This window comes from Nonomuraea ceibae (assembly GCF_019396325.1).
GTDB classification, from domain to species: Bacteria; Actinomycetota; Actinomycetes; order Streptosporangiales; family Streptosporangiaceae; genus Nonomuraea; species Nonomuraea ceibae.
The window spans coordinates 50037-68270 of record NZ_JAHKRO010000044.1 but is presented as its reverse complement, the minus strand read 5'-3'; the positions used below and the strand labels follow the sequence as shown (position 1 = coordinate 68270).

Genomic DNA, 18234 nt, shown 5'->3' with positions numbered 1-18234 from the left:
CCCGGGCCGGGTGCCCGGCGTGCGCCAGCATCCGGCGCGCCATGCCCGCCACCAGCCCGAGCCTGGAGGCGTCCGGGTCCACCAGCGCGATCTCGGTCAGCGGCAGCTCGTCGCGCAGCCGCGCGAAGCCGTCGATGAGCTCGGGGGTGTAGGTCGAGCCGCCCCCGATCACGGCGAGTTTCATGCGAACTCCCTAGTTAGGAAACTTTCCTAACCCGGGACCTTAGCTGACGCTTTCGGGAAAAGCCCTATGCGGACGGGCCCCGCCGCCGTCATCCGGAGGAAGGACCCGTCTCTCCAGCCGGTCGATGGCCCACGCCCCGGCGAGCGCCTGGTTCACCGGCTGCCGGCCTCCGCCTCGAGCTCGTCGAGCAGGGCGTGGCGGCCCGCCAGCTTGGCGTGCAGCAGGTGGCGGGCGGCGCGCAGCAGCTCGGCCACGTCGCCGCCGGACAGCGCGTAGACCACGGTCGAGCCGTCGCGGCGCGCGGTGACCAGCTCCGAACGCCGCAGCACGGCCAGGTGCTGCGACAGCCCGGCGGGCTCCACCTCGATCGCGGCCAGCAGGTCACGCACCGGCTTCGGCCCGTCCTGGAGCAGCTCCAGCACGCGGATCCGGACCGGGTGCCCCAGCAGCCGGAACAGCTCCGCCTTGGCCTCGTACAGCGGGACGGACATCACGCATTCCCCTCCCCCGGTCTCTCGCCGCCCGCCTCGCCGCCCGTCTCGTGGCCCGTCTCGTGGCCCGTCTCATCGTGGCCCGTCGTCACGCCGTGGGCGCGCGCCAGCCGGAGCACCTCGTCCAGGTCGCCGGCGGCGGCCAGCGCGGCCTCGGCGTCACCGGCCCGTTCGGCGGCGCGCAGGGCCTCGGCCGCCTCGTCGGCCCGCCTGCGGATCTCCGCCGCGAAGGCCTCACTCATCGCATCCCGCATTCATGCGCTCCAGTGTCGACGCAGTTGCGCAATTTCGCAATTGCACGACACCGCAGCGTCAATCCTCGGTACTGTAGTAGTGCAGGCTGTCGTCGGAGGAGACCCGGCGCAGGCCGGCCTTCTCCAGCACCCGCTGGGAGGCGACGTTGGTGTGCGCGGTGTCGGCCAGCGCGCGGCGGACCCGGCCGTCGTCGAAGCCCTCCCGCAGCAGCGCCCGCACCGCCTCGGTCGCGTAACCGCGCCCCTCGGCCTCGGGGGCGACGCCGTACCCGAACCCGACGGTCCCCGCCTCGTCGGGCGGGCCGAAGAAGCCGAGGCCGCCGATGACCGCGCCCGACCCGAGCAGCACGATCTGCAGCGGCCCGAACAGCGGATCACCCCCGGCGCCCTTGAGGACGAGCCCGGCGATGTCCCGGTCGTCGTCCCTGGGGTAGCCGGGGCTCCAGTTACGGCCCTCGCGCGACCCGGCCACCACGTGCCGGGCCTCCTCCTCGGTGAACGGGCGAAGCCGCAGCCGGGCGGTCTCCAGGGTGAACGTCATCATGCTCTCCTGCCGAATCAGGCCGGAACCAGGCCGGCGTAGGGGTACGGCACCGACAGTAGGCACCCGGCCCCCGCCGCCGAATCGGTCATGACGACCTAATGCGACCGATCGCCCTGACCGGCATGCCAGTACATTTGCCGGGTGTTGTACGGTCGGGCCGCCGAAGAAGAACAGTTGCGCCGCCTCCTCACCGAGGCCGGAGCCGGTGCGAGCGCCGCGCTGGTGCTGACCGGCGAGGCGGGCATCGGCAAGACCGCGCTGCTCGACCACCTGGCGTCCGGCGCGGGCAGGGTGCTGCGGACGACCGGGATCGAGTCGGAGAACGAGCTGCCGTTCGCCGCCCTGCACCAGCTGCTGCGGCCCGCCCTGGACCACCTGGACCTGCTCCCCGGGCCGCAGGCGGAGGCGTTGCGGGCCGCGTTCGGCATGACCGCGGCCACCGGCCGCGACCGTTTCCTGATCGGGCTCGCCGTGCTGACGCTGCTGTCGGAGCACGCCGGGGAGCAGGCGCTGCTGTGCCTGGTGGACGACGCGCAGTGGGTGGACCAGGCGTCCCTGGACGCGCTGACCTTCGCCGCGCGGCGGCTGGACGCCGAGGGCGTGGTGATGCTCTTCGCCCTGCGCGAGCCGCGTCCGCTCGGTCTGCCTGAGCTGCGGCTGGGCAGGCTGGACGAGGCGGCCACGGCGGCGCTGCTCGCGGCGCGGACGGGCGGCGAGCTGCCCGCGTACGTGCGCGAACGGGTCACGGCGGAGGCGCAGGGCAACCCGCTGGCCCTCGTCGAGCTGTCGCGGGCGATGACCGCCGAGCAGCGCGCGGGGCTGCTCGGCCCGCTCCCGGCGGCGCCGGGCGGCCTCAGCGCGGCGGGTCGCGTGCAGGCCGCGTTCGGCGCGCAGCTCGGCCTGCTGCCGCCGCTCACCCGGCGGGCGCTGCTCGTCGCCGCCGCCGACGACACCGGCGATCCGGCCGTCGTCCTGGCCGCGGCCGGGGCCGCCGCGCCCGACCTGGAACCGGCCGAGAAGGCCGGGCTGATCCACCTGACGGGCTCCACGCTGGCCTTCCGGCATCCGCTGGTGCGGGCCGCCGCCTACCAGGGAGCCACGTTCGCCGAGCGGATCGCCGCCCACGACGCCCTGGTGGCCGTCCTGCACGGCGACGAGCACGCCGACCGCCGCGCCTGGCACCGGGCGTCCGCCGCCACCGGCCCCGACGAGCGGGCCGCCGCCGAGCTGGAACGCGCCGCCGAACGCGCCACCGGCCGGCAGGGCATGGCCTCGGCCTCCGCCGCGTACGAGCGCGCCGCCCAGCTCAGCGCCGACCCCGCCGCCCGGCAGCGCCGCCTCGTCACGGCGGCCCAGGTCGCCGCCGACGCCGGGCTGTTCCACCGCGTCGCCGCGCTCCTGGAGCACGGCGACGGGACCGGTTCGCCCGAGGCGGCCCGGGTGCGGGCCGCGCTCGAGCTGAACGCGGGCTCGGCCGCCGAAGCCGTCCGGGTGCTGCTCGGCGCGGACTTCGGCGAGCCCGCCATCGCCGTCGAGGCCGTGCACGCGGCCCTGTCCGCGGGTGACCCCGGCCTGGCCGCGCGCGTGTGCGAACGGGCGCTCGCCGCCCCTCCCGGCCCCCACGGCACGCTGACCGGCGTCGCCCTGCTCCTCACCGGCCGGGCCACGACGCCCCGCTGGGAGGACGCGGCCCGGGACGCGGGGGCGCTGTTCAGCGAGCGCTTCCTGGCCGCCCGCGCCGCGTACGCCGTCGACGACCATCGCCTGGCGGGCGAGCTCGCCGCGCTCCTGCTGGACCACTGCCGCTCCCACGGGCTGCTCGGCTGGCAGGCGACGTGCCTGCACCTGCTCGCGGAGAGCCGGCTCGCGCTCGGCGCCCTGGACCTGGCCGGGCAGTCGGCGGCGGAGGGACTGCGCCACGCCGAGTACGCGGGGCTGGACCACCGGGCCTGCCACCTGCGCGCCACCCTCGCCACCGTCGCCGCCCTGGAAGGCGACGAGACCCGCTGCCGCGAGCTGGCCGGGGACGCCCTCGCGCACGCCACCGCCCACGACATCGGCTCCGCCGCCGCCCACGCCCGTCACGCGCTGGCCCTCCTGCACCTCGGCGCCGGCGACCCCGCCCCGGCGCTCGCCCACCTGGACCGCGTCCCGCCGGGGCCGCCGATGCTGACCGCCTTCCTGCTGCCCGGCCTGGTCGAGGCCGCCGCCCGCACCGGCACGCCCCGCCCCGACGCCGCGGCCGGCTACGAGCGGTGGGCGCGGCGGACCGGCAGCCCGGCCGCGCTCGCCCTCGCCGCCCGCTGCCGGGCCCTCACCAGCACCGGCGAGCAGGCCGAGGACCACTTCGGCGCGGCGCTCGGCCACCACGAGCCGGGCCTGGAACGCTCGCGCACGCACCTGCTGTACGGCGAGTGGCTGCGCCGGCGCCGCCGACGCACCGACGCTCGCCGCCACCTGCGCGCCGCGCTGGAGGGCTTCGACCGGGCCGGCGCCGCGCCGTGGGCCGCCCGCGCCCGCGCGGAGCTCCGCGGCACCGGCGAGGTGATCGACGAGACCGCCGCCACCGGCAGCCCGCTCGGCCGCCTCACCCCGCAGGAGCGGGAGGTCGTCCGGCTCGCCGCCGCCGGGGTGAGCAACCGGGAGATCGCGGCGCAGCTCTTCCTCAGCCCCCGCACGGTCGGCCACCACCTCTACCGAGCCTTCCCCAAGCTGGGCGTCACCTCACGCAGGCAGCTCGCCGACGCCCTCGGCCGCTGACCGCCTTGCCCCGGTCAGCCGGCCGGGGCCGTACGGGAGGTGAGGTCGCGCCGCACGCCGTCGCGGTAGCCCGGCAGGGCGGGCGTCCAGCCGAGCTCGGCCTTGGCCTTGGCGTTCGACACGCGCATCGACGTGTCGACCATCAGGGCGGCGAAGTACGGCGCGGCCAGGCGGATGACCCGGTCCGGCAGCGCGCGCGGCGGCCTGACGCCCGCCGCGCGCGCGTGCTCGCGGAACATCTCGCCCCAGGTGACGGGCGTGTCGTCGACGATGTTGTACGCCTGACCGGCCGCGCCCTTCTCCAGCGCAGCCACGGTGGCCGAGGCGGCGTCGGCGAGGTGGATCCACGCCATGGTCCGCCCGCCGTCGCGCGGCACCGGCAGCCTGCCGGACCGCAGCGCCTCCACGAAGCTCCGCGACGCGGTCAGCCCGTAGAACGCGCCGTAGCGCAGGGCGACGCCGTCGATCCCGTCGGCCTCGAACGCCTGCCGCTCGGTGGCGCGCATGGCCGCCACGACCGGGTCGGTCCTCGCGCCGCGCGCCTGGCCGAACGGGTCCTCCTCCGTCAGCGGCCTGACGCCGTGGTCGAGGAAGCCGTAGCCGGGCACCATCGACTGGGTGACGAACCGGCGCGCGCCGACCGCGCGGGCGGCCTTCAGCAGGTGCGCGGTGCCGGTGGTGCGCAGCGTGTTGGTCATCGCCATGTCGGCGTAGCGGGCCGGGGTCTTGGCCAGCGCGGTCAGCTCGTGGATCAGCGCGTCGGCGCGCAGCCCGCCGACCGCGCGCAGCAGGCCGTCGCGGTCCAGCACGTCGGCCACCACCGTGGTGGCGCCGGGAACCCGCACCCCGGCGTTCCGGGTGAGGGCCAGCACCTCGTGGCCCGCCTCCACCAGCGCCGCCACCAGGGGGCGGCCGATCGCCCCCGTGGCCCCCGCGACCAGAACCTTCATGACAGCCTCCTCGTCATCGTCCGCGTACCGGCATCCAGACGGATCCAGCGGCAGCGAACGTGACATCGGCGCCTCACGGCCGGCCGTGCAGCTCCAGCTTCGTCGTGAGCTCGGCCGCCTCGGGCGAGGCGGCGCCGAGGACGGTGAGGGCGCGCCGCCAGGCGTCGGCGGCCTGGGGCAGGTCGCCGAGCTCGTGGTGCAGGTCGCCGAGGGCGCGCAGGGCCAGGCCCTGGCGGCGGGGCGCGGGGATGTCCCCCGCGATGGCGATGACCTCGGTCAGCGTGGCGATCGCCTCGCCGGAGCGGCCCTGCCTGCGCCGCAGGTCGGCCCAGGTGAACAGGACGCGGGCCTGGCTGACCCGGTCCTGGACGCCGTGGTAGATCTCCAGGGCGTGCCGCAGCCGGCGTTCGGCGTCGGCCAGGTCGTGCTGGGCGAGCCTGACCATGCCGAGCCCGAGCACGGCGTAGGCGATCCCGATGGGGAAGCCGAGCTCGTCGAGGCAGGCCCGCGCCCGGCTGAAGCAGTCCTCGGCGGCGGCGAGGTCGCCGCGTTCGAGCTCGATCTCGCCGAGGACGATCCGGGTGAACTCGCGGGAGCGGACGTCGCCGGTGCGGTCCGCGAGCCTGATCGCGCGCCGGATGTGGCGGGTGGCGAGGTCGTACCGGCCCTGGCTGAAGTGCAGGCGGCCGATGCCGCGGACGCGGGTGATCTCGGTGAACCGGTCGCCGGCGCGGGCCAGGCCGTCGCCCGCCTGCTCGTAGCAGGCGAGCGCGTCGGCGGCGCGGCCACGCAGGCGGTGCAGCTCGGCCAGGGTGACCTGGGCCAGGGCGTGGCCGTACGGGTCGGCGGCCCTGTCGAACAGCGCCAGCGACTCCTCGATGACCTGCTCGCAGCGGGCCAGCTCGTTGCGGGCGAAGTGCAGGCGGGCCAGGCCGTAGAGGGCGACCGCCTGGCCCCGGACGTCGCCGGTCGCGCGGGTGCTGGCCAGGGCGGTCTCGTGCATCGCGTGCCATTCGTCGTAGAGGCCGCGGGTCTCCAGCGGGTGCATGGCCGCGGCGGCGAGCTCCCAGCACGCCGCCAGCGTGGCGCTCTGGCGGACGGCGGCGACGAGGGCCGCGCGTTCGGCCTCGATCCAGGCGAGCGGGTCGGGCAGGACGTGCCCGTCGGTGACCTGCGGGCCGGGCGACCAGAGCAGGTCGCCGCCGCGCGGGAGCTGGTAGTCGCCGCCGCACAGCTTGATGTGGGCCTGGCGGGTCAGCGCGAGCCAGCCGCTCACCGCCCGCCGCACCGCCGCGGTCCGCTCGGCCTCCGTCTCGGCGGCCTCGGCGCATTCGCGGGCGTACGCGCGCGTCAGGTCGTGGAAGCGGAACCGGGTCTGCCCGCTCCGGTCGCGCCCCGCGACGTCCAGCAGGCGGACGTCGACCAGCTCCTCGACCAGGTCCTCGGCCTCGGCCGGGGGCGCGTCGAGCAGGGCGGCGGCCGTCCACGCGGCGAAGTCCGGCGCCTCCAGCAGGCCGAGCAGGCGAAACAGCCGCTGCGCCGGCAGCGTCAGGCCCTGGTAGCCCACGGCGAGCGTGGCCCGCACCGCCTGGGAGCCGTGGGACAGGTGCCGCAGGCGGTCGCGGGTGTCGCGCAGCCGGGCGACGAGCTGGTCCACGTTCCAGTGCGGGCGGGCGGCGAGCTTGGCCCCGGCGATCCGCACGGCGAGGGGCAGGCCGCCGCAGAGCTGGACGAGCCGGTCGGTGTCGCCCGCCGCCTCGGCCGCCCGTTCGGCGCCGATGACCGACCGCAGCAGCTCGCGCGCCTCGCCGGGCGGCATCAGCGGCAGCTCGATCCGGCGCGCGGCGGGCAGGCCGGTCAGGCGCCGCCTGCTGGTGACCAGCACCGCGCAGCCCGGGGTGCCGGGCAGCAGCGGGCGGAGCTGGCCCTCGTCCGCGGCGTCGTCGAGCACCACGAGGAAGCGCCGGTCGGCCAGCTTCCCCCGGTACATCTCCGCCCGTTCCTCCAGGCTCGCGGGGATCGCGGCGCTGTCGACGCCGAGCGCGCGCAGGAACCGGCCCAGTGCCGTCTCCGGCGTGACCGGCGACTGGCCCGCGCCGTGCAGGTTCACGTACAGCTGGCCGTCCCGGAAGTCGCGCCGCAGGTGGTGGGCGGCGTGGACGGCGAGCGTCGTCTTGCCGGCGCCGCCCTGACCGGAGATCACGCACACGGGGACGGGCGACTCGGGGCCCGCCTGCGGGCGGGCCGGGCGCAGCGTCTCCAGCGCGGCCGCCAGCTCGTCGGCCCGGCCGACGAAGTCGGCGGCGTCCGGCGGGAGCTGGCACACGCCCCCGTCACGCGGCCCGGGGGCCGCGCCCGACGGCAGGTCGCCGCCCAGCACCCTGGCCTGGAGCTGCTGCAGGTCCTTGCCCGGCTCCACGCCGAGCTCGCCCACGAGCACGTCGCGGGCCTGCCGGAAGACGTCGAGCGCCATGTCGCGCTGTCCCGTGCGGGCCAGCGCCAGCATGAGCAGGTACCAGGCCCGTTCCTGGAGGGGGTGCTCGGCCAGCAGGCGGCGCAGGTCGTTCATGACGTCCTGGGCGTGCCCGAGGCCGAGCTTGGTCTCGGCGTGGTCGAGGCGGGTCCGCGTGCGCCGCTCCTCCAGCTCGTCGAGGCGGGCGAGCACGCCGGCCGGCAGGCGGACGCCCTCGGCGGGCTGGCCGCGCCACAGCGCCAGCGCGCGCTCGTAGTGTCCGGCGGCGGCCTCCTGCGCGCCCTCGGCCGCGGCCGAGCGGGCGAGCCGGGTCTCCCGTTCGAAGACGAGCAGGTCGATCAGGTCGGCGTCGGCCTCCAGCAGGTAGCCGGTGCCCTTCGTGAGGATGCGGATCCCGGCCGGGAGCGCCTTGCGCAGCCGGGCGACGTAGGTCTGCAGGTTGGAGACGGCCGAGGTGGGCGGGCTGTCCCACAGGGCGGCGACCAGGCGGTCCCGGGACACGGTGGCGTTCGCGTCGAGCACGAGGACGGCGAGCAGGGCGCTCTGCTTGCCGCTCAGCTCGACGGTTCGCCGGGCCACCCGGAGGAAGACCGGACCCAGGACGCCACAGGCCAGTTCCGTCACGCACCACGCTCCCGCACTCGCGATGCCCCCACCGTATTGTTGATCAACGGTTCGCGCAGTCGAAATCAGTTGTCCCTTTGCGCCACACTCGTCCCATGCACATCGGACGGCCTCTCACCCTGCTCGGCGCGATCTTCGGCGTGGTCGGGCTGGTGCTGCTCGGCGTCGGCGTCGCGCTGGCCGTCTCCTCTGCGAGCTTCCTGTCCTCGGCCGGGCGGGCCGACGGGACCGTGGTCGACATGACGGAGCGGATCACCACCAAGCCTCGCAACTCCGACGGGCACCGGCGCCGGGAGTCGGTGTGGTACCCGACCGTGGAGTTCAGCGTCGGCGGCCGGACGTACACGTTCCGGGACTCCACCGGCAGCAACCCGCCGTCCTACGCGACGGGCGAGAGCGTGCCCGTCGCCTACGACCCGGGCGACCCGGCGGACGCGCGGATCGCCTCGTTCTCGTCGGGGTTCCTCGGCCCGCTGATCGTCGGCGGGCTGGGGCTGCTGTTCACCCCCGTGGGCGCGGTGCTGTTCGTCAGGGGGCGGCGGGGTCACGCGTGAGGGCCGGGCCCGCCGGTCCTGGCGTAGCCGTGCTCGTAGGCCCAGATGACCGCCTGGACGCGGTCGCGGAGCCCCAGTTTGGCCAGGATGCGGCCGACGTGGGTCTTGACCGTGCCCTCCGCCATGTAGAGGCGGCCGGCGATCTCGGCGTTCGTCTCGCCCGCCGCGATGCGCCGCAGGACCTCCCGCTCCCGCTCGGTGAGCTGGACGCCCGGGTCCGCGGGCCGAGGCAGCGTGGGGGCCACGTGGTCGAGCAGCCGCCGGGTGGTCGACGGGGCGATGACCGCGTCGCCCGCGTGGACGGTCCGCACCGCGGCCACCAGCTCGTCCGCCGGCGCGTCCTTCAGCAGGAACCCCGACGCGCCCGCCCGCAGCGCGGCGAACGCGTACTCGTCCAGGTCGAACGTGGTCAGCACGATGACCTTCGGGCCGCCCCCGGCCAGCAGGCGGCGGGTGGTCTCGACGCCGTCGAGGCGCGGCATCCGCACGTCCATCAGCACCACGTCGGCGCTGACGCGCGCCAGGCCCGCGAGGGCGTCGAGCCCGTCGCGCGCCTCGCCGACGACCGCCATGTCGTCCTGCGCGTCGATCACCATGGCCGTGCCGGTGCGCACCAGGTCCTGGTCGTCGACCACGAACACCCTGATCGTCATCGCGAGCCCTCCCGGTACGGCAGCCGGACCCTCACCACGAACCCCCGCTCCCCCTCGGCCCGGGCGGACACGGTGCCGCCGACGGCCGCCATCCTCTCGCGCATCCCGGCCAGCCCGTGTCCCGGGGGCGCGCCCGGGGCCGGGGGCGGGCCGTCGTCGGTCACCGTCACCTCCAGCGCGCCCCGGGTCCACGACACGTCCACCGACGAGCGGGCCGCGCCGCCGCCGTGCTTGAGCGTGTTGGTCAGCGCCTCCTGGACCACGCGGTAGAGCGCGAGCTCCGCCCCCGGGCCGATCGGCCTGGCCTCGCCGGAGGCGGTCATGGTGACGTCGAGCCCGGCCGCGCGCGTACGGTCGAGCAGGCCGGGAAGGTCGGCGAGGCCGGGCTGCGGCGTGAGCCCGGCCGGTTCGGCGCGCAGGACGCCGACGAGGCCGCGCATCTCGGTGAGCGCCTGCCGCCCGGTCTCCTCGACGGTGGCCAGCACCTCCGGGGCGCGGGCGGGCGCCAGCCGGCCGCCCCTGGCCTGGGCGACGATCACGGCGAGGGCGTGCGCGACGACGTCGTGCATCTCGCGGGCGATCCTGGCCCGCTCCGCCAGCGTGGCCCGCTCGGCCGACATCGTGGCCTGCTCCTCCAGCAGTGCCACGTAGCGGAGCTGGCTCCTGCGGTGCAGGCCCAGGCCCCAGGCCGCGACGACGACGGCCAGCAGCAGGCCGAGCAGCATCCACGGGTCCGGGCCGAGCCGGGCGGCGGCCACGCTGGCGTCGGTGGCGAACCTGGCCGCCGCCAGCCCCGCCCCCGCCACGCCCACGACCAGCGGCGGGTACGGACTGCCGTACGCGGTGCGCGAATACAGCGCGAGCGGGAAGAGCACGACCGTCGGCAGCACCATGAACAGGCCGGTCACCGCCGCCTGGACTGCCATCACCCCGGCGATCACCGCGAACGCCCACAGGTCCCGACGGAACGCGAACGCCACGTGCGCCACCAGGCAGGCCGCCACCAGGACGATCGCCCTCGGGCCGGGCACGGACAGCACGGCCACGACGGCGGACAGCAGGAAGACCGGCAGTCCGAGCACGAACGCGACGGTGACGTCGAACCTGCGGGCGGGGCTCATCCGCGCTGGAAGGCCAGCGTGGCCCCACCCACGGCGAGCCCGAACAGCAGCCAGCTTCCATAGACCACGGACACCATGATGACGGCCGAGGCGTCACCGAGCGGCACCGGGCCGTCGGTCACCCCGAGAAGCTGCGCAAGCGTGCCGAAAACCGACATACTTCCCATCGTGGCCAGCATGGCGGCTCCCGTCCAGCCGCCGGCCAGCACCAGCCGGCGCGGCAGCCGCCGCCCCCACCCCTGCACCAGCGCCAGCGACCCGGCCGCGCCCACCACCAGCATGACCAGCTCACCGTACGGGAACCCCTCCGCGTACACCGCCGGGCGCAGGAACTCGCCGCCGAACGACCAGTAGAGCTTGGCGGTCGGGTAGACGAAGCCCAGCGCGAACGCCGTGTAGCCGAGCCAGGGCCCGCCCGGCACCCGGGTCCGCCGCAGGATCAGCGCGCCCACCAGCCCGGTCGCGGCCAGCGCTAGCGCCCGGCCCGCCATCCCCGGCCAGTCGACCGTCGCGAAGTCGCCCGCCGGGATGCCGGTGACCGCGAAGAACGCCCGGAACCCGTCCAGCACCACCCCGCCCGCCGACCAGAGCAGCAGCACAGCCGCCGCCCACCCGAGCGGCGCCAGCCGGGGGACCAGCGCGAACACCGCCCCCGCCAGCGCGGCCCCCGCCGTCACGAGATGGGGCGCGAACCCGGCCGTGTACGACGGCGCGGGCAGCCCCGCCGTCACCAGGGCCGTGATGAGAGTGAGCAGCGACACGACCGCCGCCGCGAGTTGAAGCCTGGAGATTCGCATGCCGTCGACGATCCCGCCCCACCCCGGGCCCCCGCGTCTCCGCCAGGTCCCCCGACCCCAAGACCCCAGAGGTATTGACAACCAGCCCGGATGCGGTGCGGCGGGTCAGGCTTCGCCGGCCCGGAGGACGGCGTCAAGGCGGCCCGTACCCGCGCGAGCGGCTCGCCGAGGGCGGGCTCACCACCCTGGCCGCCTGCCGCCGCTGACCGCGCGACCTGCGGTTCCCGTCTACATGGTGGCCCGGCCGGAGATGGGTGCCAGGCCCGATGGAGTTCCCGGCCGGGGACGGGCAGACTGTAGGGCCATGCGTGAGGGGCGGAAGGTCCCCCGGAGCGCCTGCTCACCCGCATGGCCGCGGCACGACCATGGAGGGAGAGGGCCCATATGGACGCACTCGACATCGCTGAGCCCGGGCTGTGGATCCTGCTGGGCCTGTCCCTTCTCGTGATCGCCGGGCGCTGCTTCCGGGTGGTGGGCGAGGACGAGCGGCTGGTGGTGCGCAGGTTCGGGCGGACGAAGGGGGTGCGCGGGCCGGGGCCGGTGGTCATGTGGCCGGTGCTGGACCGGGAGGTGCGGGTGCCGTTGCGGCTGGAGCCGCTCGAGCTGTTCTGCCCCGGCGCGGTGACCAGGGACGGGGTGACGGTGCAGGTCACGGCGGCCGCGCTGACGGCGGTGACCGACCCGGTACGGTTCGCGACGGCGGTCGAGAGCCCGGCGGCGGCCACGGCGATGGCGGTCGAGGGCGAACTGCGGCGTCACATCGCCCAGCGGGACCTGGCCGAGCTGCCGGCGCTGGCGGCTTACGACCACGCCGCGCTGGCCGACCGGGTGAGTGAGACGAGCGGGCGGTGGGGGGTGGAGGTGGTGCTGCTCGACGTCACCGACGTCCAGATCCCGCTCAGCGGCGGGCTGGTGCACTGGCTGGAGAGCCGGGCGGGCGCGCGGTAGCGGCGCGGTCCCGCTACAGCTTGACGATCATCTTGCCCACGTTGCCGCCGCGGAGCATGGCGATGAAGGCGTCGGCCATGCCGTCGAGGCCCTCGGTGACCGTCTCCGCCGCGACGAGCCGCCCGGCCCGCAGGTGCGGGATCGCGAACTCCTCCAGCTCGGGCTGCAGGTGCCCGTAGTCGCGGACGAGGAAGCCCTCCAGGCGGAGCTGCTTGCCCACGACGTCGAACAGGTTGCGCGGCGCGGCGGGCGGGACCGGCGTGTTGTACTGCCCGACCGCGCCGCACCAGGCGACGCGCCCGTGCGGGAGCAGCGCGTCGATGGCCGCCTCCAGGTGGTCGCCGCCCACGTTGTCGACGTACACGTCGATCCCGTCCGGCGCGGCGGCGGCGAGCCGGCCGCCGAGGTCGCCCGCCCGGTGGTCGATCGCGGCGTCGAAGCCCAGCTCGGAGGTCAGGTAGGCGGCCTTGGCCGCCGAGCCGGCGCTGCCGACGACCCGCCCGGCGCCGAGCAGCCTGGCGAACTGGCCGGCCGCGCTGCCCACTCCCCCGGCCGCCGCCGACACGAACACGGTCTCCCCCTCGCGCAGCCGGGCCACCTGGGTGAGCGCCACGTACGCCGACAGGCCCGTCCCGCCCAGCACGCCCAGGTACGCGGTGACCGGCACGCCGGGCGCCCGGGGCAGGATCCGGACGTCCTCCGGCGCAACCACGGCGTGGCTGCGCCACCCCTGGCGGTGGAAGACCAGGTCACCGGGTGCGAGCCGGGGGTCGCGCGAGTCGGCGACCCGGCCGATGGAGCGGCCCTCCAGGGGGATGCCGAGGTCGTCGGTGTCCATCCGTTCCCGCATGTACGGGTCGACCGAGAGGTAGAGGTTCTCCACCAGCGCCTGTCCCGGGCCCGGCACCGGGTCGGGGATCTTGACATATGCGAAGTCTCCGGTGTCCGGCCACTCGTGGGGCCGGGCCACCTGATGCACGATGACAGCCATGGCCGAGGAGTCAACCGGGAGCCGCCTCACGCCGACACTGATTTAGGCTCTGGCTTAATGATTACCTACCGGCTGTCCGTCGACGACCTCGCGGACGTGCGTTTCGCCTGCTCGCCGCTGCTGGAGGCCGTCACCAGCCTGTGGGCCCTGCGGCGGCCGGAGCGGCACGCGATCCACCTGCCCTGGATCCGGCGGGCCCGCGCGGCGCTCGCCGGGGCGGCGCCCGCCGACGTCGCCGTGCTCGACGGCCTGCTCAGCCCCGGCCGCGACTGGCTGCCCGACTTCCTCACCCCGCGCCCCGCCGTACGCTCACCCGACATCGCCGGCGAGCTCGACCGCCTGCGCGGCACCCCGCCCGAGCGCGCCCAAGCCGACTTCCGCGCCGTCTACGGCACACATCCGCTGCCCGCGACGACCGATCCGGCCGCCATCGCCGGCGTGCTGGGACGCTACTGGGACGCGGCCGTCGCCCCGCACTGGCCCCGGATGCGGGCCGTGCTGGAGGCCGACCTGCTGCACCGGGCGCGGCAGGTTGCCGCCGACGGCGCCGCCGCCGTGCTGCGCGGCCTCGACCACCGGGTGAGCTTCGCCGACGGCGCGTTGCGCGTGTACGGCGGCGCCTCGCTGGACTACGAGGCCGACGTGGCCGGGCGCGGCCTGTGGCTGGTGCCCACGCTGTTCGCGCCGCAGACCATCGCCCCCGTCGGGCCCGGCGAGCCGCCCACCGTGATCTACCGGTGCCGGGGCATCGGCACGCTGTGGGAGACGTCCCCGGCACCGCCGCCGGAGGCGCTCGCCGAGCTGATCGGGCCCACGCGGGCGAGCCTGCTGGCGACCCTGGACGACCCCATGTCGACGTCGGAGCTCGCCCGGCGGCACGGCGTCACGCCCAGCGCCGTCTCCCAGCATCTCGCCGTGCTGCGGCGCAACGGCCTGCTGTCCCGCACGAGGGCGGGCCGTCAGGTGCTGTACGCGCGGACGGCGCTCGCCGACCAGCTGATGTCGCCCTGAGGACAGCCCCCGCGCTTGGGTTCAGTGGCCGTACAGGCGGCGGTAGCGGCCCGGCGTGGTGCCGATCAGCCGGGCGAAGTGGCGGCGCAGCAGCGCGGTGACGCCGAAGCCGCAGCGGGCCGCGACCTGGTCGATGGGCAGCGTCGTGGACTCCAGCAACTGCTGGGCGCGGGCGATGCGGGCGTGCAGCAGCCACTGGGCCGGGGTGGTGCCGGTGTAGTCGGCGAAGTGCCGGGCGAACGTGCGCGGGCTGGTCCGGGCGTGCGCGGCCAGGTCGGCCACGGTCAGCGCCTGGTCGAGCCGCTCCAGCGCCCACGCCTGGGTGGCGGCGATGTCCGGGGCGGCCGAGCCGGTGGCGGGCACCGGCCTGGCGACGTACTGGGCCTGCGCGCCGTCGCGGTGACCGGCGGCGACGAGGTGGCGGGCGATGGTGTTGGCCACGTTCACGCCGTGCGCGAGCCGTACGAGGTGCAGGCACAGGTCGATGCCGGCGGTGGCGCCCGCGGAGGTCCAGACGCCGCGGTCCTCCACGAACAGCGCGTCCGGATCGACCGTGACCTCGGGGTGCGCCTCGGCGAGCCGGCCGGCCAGCAGCCAGTGGGTGGTGGCGCGCCGCCCGTCGAGCAGCCCGGCGGCGGCCAGCACGAACGCGCCGCTGCACAGGGCGGCGAGGTCGGCGCCCCGGCCGGCGGCGGCGCGCAGCGCGTCGGCGAGCCGCCCGTCCAGCGGCCCCTGGGGAACGCCGGCGCCCGGGATGACGATCAGGTCGGCGTCGGCGAGGCCGTCGAGCGCGTGCGCGGGCTGGACCCGCGCGGCGGGCTCCATCGTGACCGGAGCCCCGTCGACCGAGCAGAGCCGCAGGTCGAAGCGCGGCACCCTGGCCTGGGAGCGGTCGGCTCCCCACACCCAGCAGGCGACCGAGTAGTCCAGCACGCTCATCCCGTCATGCAGAAGCAGAGCGACGCTGCGCATGGCAGGAATGTAGCGCATGTTGGCATTCCTGCTACTCCTGCCGCCTTCGCCGCCCCGATCAGGATGATCCCGGAGCCGAACGCAGAGGAGAGACACATCATGACCGGAGTGCATCGTCGGACGTTCCTGTGGGGCGCGGTCGCCGCCGGGGCGGGCGCGCTCCTGCCCTCGGCCGCCGTTCCCGCGGCGGCCCACGCCGGGGCGTCGCCGGGCGGGGCCATCACGTCCAAATCCGTGGGCGCCTTCGACGTGGTGGCGCTCCGCGACTCCGCCGACACCTTCCCGGCGACGCGTACCGAGATGTTCCCGGACGCGACGGAGGCGGACTGGCAGCGGGCCCGCCGGGCCGACCCGGGCGCGTTCGGCCCCGACCTCGCCTGGAAGCTCGACTTCCGCTGCTACGCGGTGCGGCGTCCGGGCGGGCGGATCGCGCTGGTCGACGCCGGGGTCGGCCCGGCCGGCAGCCCCGGCTCGGCGTGGGCCGCCCCGGGCGTGCTGCCCGAGCTGCTCGCCGCCGCCCGCATCGACGTGGCGGACGTGGACCTGGTCGTGCTGACCCACGTCCACGAGGACCACATGGGCTGGTCGGTGAGCACGGACGGGGTGCCGACGTTCCCGAACGCCCGGTACGTGGTCCAGCGGACCGAGGTGGCGCGGCTCGCGGCGACCAGCCCGATGCGCGACTACCTGATCGTGCCGTTGCAGCGCACGGGGCAGCTCCGCGAGATCGACGGCGAGGTGCGGCTGGCCGGCGCGCGTGGCAGCCGGCTCACCGCGATCCCGACGCCGGGGCACACCGTGGGCCACCAGTCGGTGCTGGTCGACGGCCACGGCCGGCGCATGGTGATCACGGGCGACGTGCTGGTGCACGCCGTGCAACTGGTCGCCCCGGACGTCGGCTACGCGCTGGAGGCGGACCAGGCGGTGGCCGCCGAGACGCGCCGCGCCCTGCTCGCGGACGCCAGGCGCCGCCGCGCCACGCTGGCGACGGCCCACCTGACCAGCCCGTTCGTCAACGCCCGCTATCCCTGACCAGCACCGTCGCGCAGCAGTGCGACGGCCCGCGCGGCGGCGGCGCCGATGGCGGCGTTGATCGCAGCGTCGTCCGCGCCGGGCTCGGACCGGGTGAAGACGGCGGCGGCGTAGCGCCCGCCGTCAGGGCAGGTGATGACGCCGACCTCGTTGCGGACGACCCCGGCCAGGCCGCCGCTCTTGGCCGCCACCCGGACGGGCTGCCGGAAGCCGCTCGCGATGCGGTGGCGGGTGAGCTGGCGGCCCATCAGCGCCCGCACCCGCGCGCACGCGGCGGCCGGGCCGGCGGCGTCGGACCAGATCAGCCGCAGCAGCTCGGTCATGTCGCGTGGCGTGGTGCGGGTGCCGCGCGCGGGGTCGAGGGCGCGGCACCCGGGCAGCCGCCGCTCGGCCCGCGCCACCTCCTCCGGCGGCGCGCCCGCCGACCAGGTGACCAGGTCCTCCCAGCCCGCGCGGCCGAGCTCGCGCCCCATCGAGTCGAGCATGGCCGCCAGGTCGGACTCGACCACGGTCGCGGCCAGCCCGAGTCGCGCGGCGGTCGCGTTGACCGCGGCGACGCCCGTGCGGCGCAGCAGCGTGTCGGCGGTGTGGTTGTCGCTGATCGTCAGCGCCAGCGTGACCATGTCCCGTAACGAGATGACCGTGTCGTCCTCGAACAGCGAGGTCCCGACCGGGCCAGGCGTGCGGGCGGCGGCGCGGAGGGGGACGCGCTCGCGCGGGTCGAGGCGGCCATCGGCGAACCAGGTCTCGGCCTCCAGGGCGATCTGCACCTTGACCACGGAGGCGGGCACGACCGGCTCGGCGGGGCGCAGGCCGATCTCCGCGTCGCCGGTGAGCGGCCGGACGCACAGCGCGCCCTGGCATCCGGCCCGGTCGAAGATCTCTTGGAGCTCGGCCGCCCTGTCAGTCACGGTACAGGGCGGAGATCGCGGAGGCCGCGCGGGACAGGTAGTCGCGGGCCTCGGGGGGCGCGGTGACCTCGAGGTCCGCGTGGAACTGCAGCAGGTGGCAGACCGCGCCCAGCTCCGGGTAGGTGAACGGCACGCGCACCCAGTCGGGCCCATCGTCCTCGGGCGGGCCGCTGAAGTAGCCGCCGGCGATGCGGGTCACCATGTCGAGGCGTGACCGCCGGATGCGCGTCTCGATCCGGATGCCGTCGCCGCGCTGCTCCACCTGGCGGCGCAGCTCGTCCCACACCTGCGCCAGCTCCACGCCGGGGCGGCGGCGTACGGGCTCGGGGGTGACGGTCACGCGGGAGATGCGTTCCGTGCGGTAGAGGTACGGGCGGCGCCGGTGGTCGGCGACCAGGTACCAGACGCCGGCCTTGGCGACCAGCCCGTACGGGTCGACGGTGTAGCCGCGGACGGCGCGCTGGCCGCTGTGGCGGTAGCGCAGGCGCAGCCGCCGGTCGGCGAGGACCGCGTCGAGCAGGGTGTCGAGCGGGAAGTCGGGGCGGGGGCCGGCGAGCCAGCGGTCGGGGTCGACGAGGATGCGGCGGCTGGTCAGCTCGGCCGCGGGCCGGTGCGGCGCGGGGAGCGCGGCCATCACCTTGCGCATCGCGGAGCCGAACGCCTGGTCCAGGCCGAGCGCCGCGTGGGCGCCCCGGGCGCTCAGCACGAACAGCGCCCTGGCCTCGTCGGTGGTCAGCCCGGTGACGTCGGTGCGGAACCCGGCCAGCAGCCCGACGCCGCCGTGCTTGCCGCGCTCGGCGTAGACGGGGACGCCGGCGGCGGACAGCGCCTCGAGGTCGCGGTAGATGGTGCGCTGCGACACCTCCAGCAGCTCGGCCAGCTCCTTGGCGGGGACCAGGCGCCGGTGCTGGAGCACCAGCATGATCGACAGCAGCCGGTCGAATTTCACCCGTTCAGAATATGA

The 18234-nt window shown here is 76.0% G+C and carries 18 protein-coding genes; 5 read left to right on the top strand and 13 right to left on the bottom strand.

Translation table 11 applies throughout. The annotated features are described in order from the left end of the window. The 4 genes from KME80_RS25570 to KME80_RS25555 all read right to left on the bottom strand — a co-directional run. The coding region (locus KME80_RS25570; RefSeq protein ID WP_443681632.1) for a family 4 glycosyl hydrolase at positions 1–184 on the bottom strand (184 nt) is incomplete at its 3' end. A 152-nt stretch (positions 185–336) separates the two neighbouring features. Then, complete coding sequence (locus tag KME80_RS25565) at positions 337–675, bottom strand: ArsR/SmtB family transcription factor (RefSeq protein WP_219508681.1); 339 nt, start codon at positions 673–675, stop codon at positions 337–339. After that, complete coding sequence (locus KME80_RS25560) at positions 675–917, bottom strand: hypothetical protein (RefSeq protein ID WP_219508680.1); 243 nt, start codon at positions 915–917, stop codon at positions 675–677. The genes KME80_RS25565 and KME80_RS25560 overlap by 1 nt, the downstream gene beginning before the upstream one ends. A 70-nt stretch (positions 918–987) precedes the next feature. Continuing rightward, positions 988–1473 carry a GNAT family N-acetyltransferase gene (locus KME80_RS25555; protein WP_219508679.1) on the bottom strand — a complete coding sequence of 162 codons (486 nt, stop codon included), beginning with the start codon at positions 1471–1473 and terminating at the stop codon, positions 988–990. Between the two features lie 141 nt (positions 1474–1614). On the opposite strand from KME80_RS25555, the gene KME80_RS25550 reads away from it, so the two are divergent. Beyond that, positions 1615–4233: an AAA family ATPase gene (locus KME80_RS25550; protein WP_219508678.1), complete on the top strand. Its 2619-nt coding sequence runs from the start codon at positions 1615–1617 to the stop codon at positions 4231–4233. Between the two features lie 14 nt (positions 4234–4247). Here KME80_RS25550 and KME80_RS25545 read toward each other — a convergent pair whose 3' ends face one another. After that, positions 4248–5183 (bottom strand): NAD-dependent epimerase/dehydratase family protein, encoded by a 936-nt coding sequence (locus KME80_RS25545; RefSeq protein ID WP_219508677.1) that lies wholly within the window; start codon positions 5181–5183, stop codon positions 4248–4250. 73 nt (positions 5184–5256) lie between these two features. Then, positions 5257–8280: an AfsR/SARP family transcriptional regulator gene (locus KME80_RS25540; RefSeq protein WP_219508675.1), complete on the bottom strand. Its 3024-nt coding sequence runs from the start codon at positions 8278–8280 to the stop codon at positions 5257–5259. A 95-nt stretch (positions 8281–8375) separates the two neighbouring features. Here KME80_RS25540 and KME80_RS25535 point away from each other — a divergent pair, with 95 nt between their 5' ends. Then, a complete protein-coding gene (locus tag KME80_RS25535) occupies positions 8376–8834 on the top strand; it encodes a DUF3592 domain-containing protein (protein ID WP_219508674.1) in 459 nt (152 codons plus the stop codon). On the opposite strand, the gene KME80_RS25530 is transcribed toward KME80_RS25535, so the two are convergent. Genes KME80_RS25530 through KME80_RS25520 form a run of 3 tightly spaced genes read right to left on the bottom strand, consistent with a single transcriptional unit; the run spans position 8825 to position 11405 of the window. Next, positions 8825–9487, bottom strand: a complete 663-nt coding sequence (locus KME80_RS25530; RefSeq protein WP_219508672.1) for a response regulator — start codon at positions 9485–9487, stop codon at positions 8825–8827. The two genes, KME80_RS25535 and KME80_RS25530, sit on opposite strands and share 10 nt — an antisense overlap. Next, entirely contained in the window at positions 9484–10608 is a 1125-nt protein-coding gene (locus KME80_RS25525) for a sensor histidine kinase (protein WP_219508671.1), read from the bottom strand. Before KME80_RS25525 ends, KME80_RS25530 begins: the two co-directional genes overlap by 4 nt. After that, a complete protein-coding gene (locus KME80_RS25520) occupies positions 10605–11405 on the bottom strand; it encodes a hypothetical protein (protein ID WP_219508669.1) in 801 nt (266 codons plus the stop codon). Before KME80_RS25520 ends, KME80_RS25525 begins: the two co-directional genes overlap by 4 nt. Before the next feature lie 384 nt (positions 11406–11789). On the opposite strand from KME80_RS25520, the gene KME80_RS25515 reads away from it, so the two are divergent. Further along, positions 11790–12353: an SPFH domain-containing protein gene (locus tag KME80_RS25515; protein ID WP_219508668.1), complete on the top strand. Its 564-nt coding sequence runs from the start codon at positions 11790–11792 to the stop codon at positions 12351–12353. A 13-nt stretch (positions 12354–12366) separates the two neighbouring features. Here the strand turns inward: KME80_RS25515 and KME80_RS25510 are convergent, their stop codons facing one another. Beyond that, positions 12367–13344, bottom strand: coding sequence for an MDR family NADP-dependent oxidoreductase (locus KME80_RS25510; RefSeq protein ID WP_219508667.1), 978 nt, complete (start codon positions 13342–13344; stop codon positions 12367–12369). Positions 13345–13401: 57 nt separating this feature from the next. Between KME80_RS25510 and KME80_RS25505 the strand changes: the two genes are divergently transcribed. After that, positions 13402–14355 (top strand): ArsR/SmtB family transcription factor, encoded by a 954-nt coding sequence (locus KME80_RS25505; RefSeq protein WP_219508666.1) that lies wholly within the window; start codon positions 13402–13404, stop codon positions 14353–14355. A 21-nt stretch (positions 14356–14376) separates the two neighbouring features. On the opposite strand, the gene KME80_RS25500 is transcribed toward KME80_RS25505, so the two are convergent. Beyond that, positions 14377–15327: a GlxA family transcriptional regulator gene (locus KME80_RS25500; RefSeq protein WP_219508665.1), complete on the bottom strand. Its 951-nt coding sequence runs from the start codon at positions 15325–15327 to the stop codon at positions 14377–14379. 99 nt (positions 15328–15426) lie between these two features. On the opposite strand from KME80_RS25500, the gene KME80_RS25495 reads away from it, so the two are divergent. After that, complete coding sequence (locus KME80_RS25495; RefSeq protein ID WP_219508664.1) at positions 15427–16359, top strand: MBL fold metallo-hydrolase; 933 nt, start codon at positions 15427–15429, stop codon at positions 16357–16359. Here KME80_RS25495 and KME80_RS25490 read toward each other — a convergent pair. After that, positions 16350–17270 (bottom strand): serine hydrolase, encoded by a 921-nt coding sequence (locus KME80_RS25490; RefSeq protein WP_308125930.1) that lies wholly within the window; start codon positions 17268–17270, stop codon positions 16350–16352. The two genes, KME80_RS25495 and KME80_RS25490, sit on opposite strands and share 10 nt — an antisense overlap. Continuing rightward, positions 17263–18219, bottom strand: coding sequence for a helix-turn-helix transcriptional regulator (locus tag KME80_RS25485; protein WP_308125929.1), 957 nt, complete (start codon positions 18217–18219; stop codon positions 17263–17265). Before KME80_RS25485 ends, KME80_RS25490 begins: the two co-directional genes overlap by 8 nt. Positions 18220–18234: the final 15 nt, after the last annotated feature.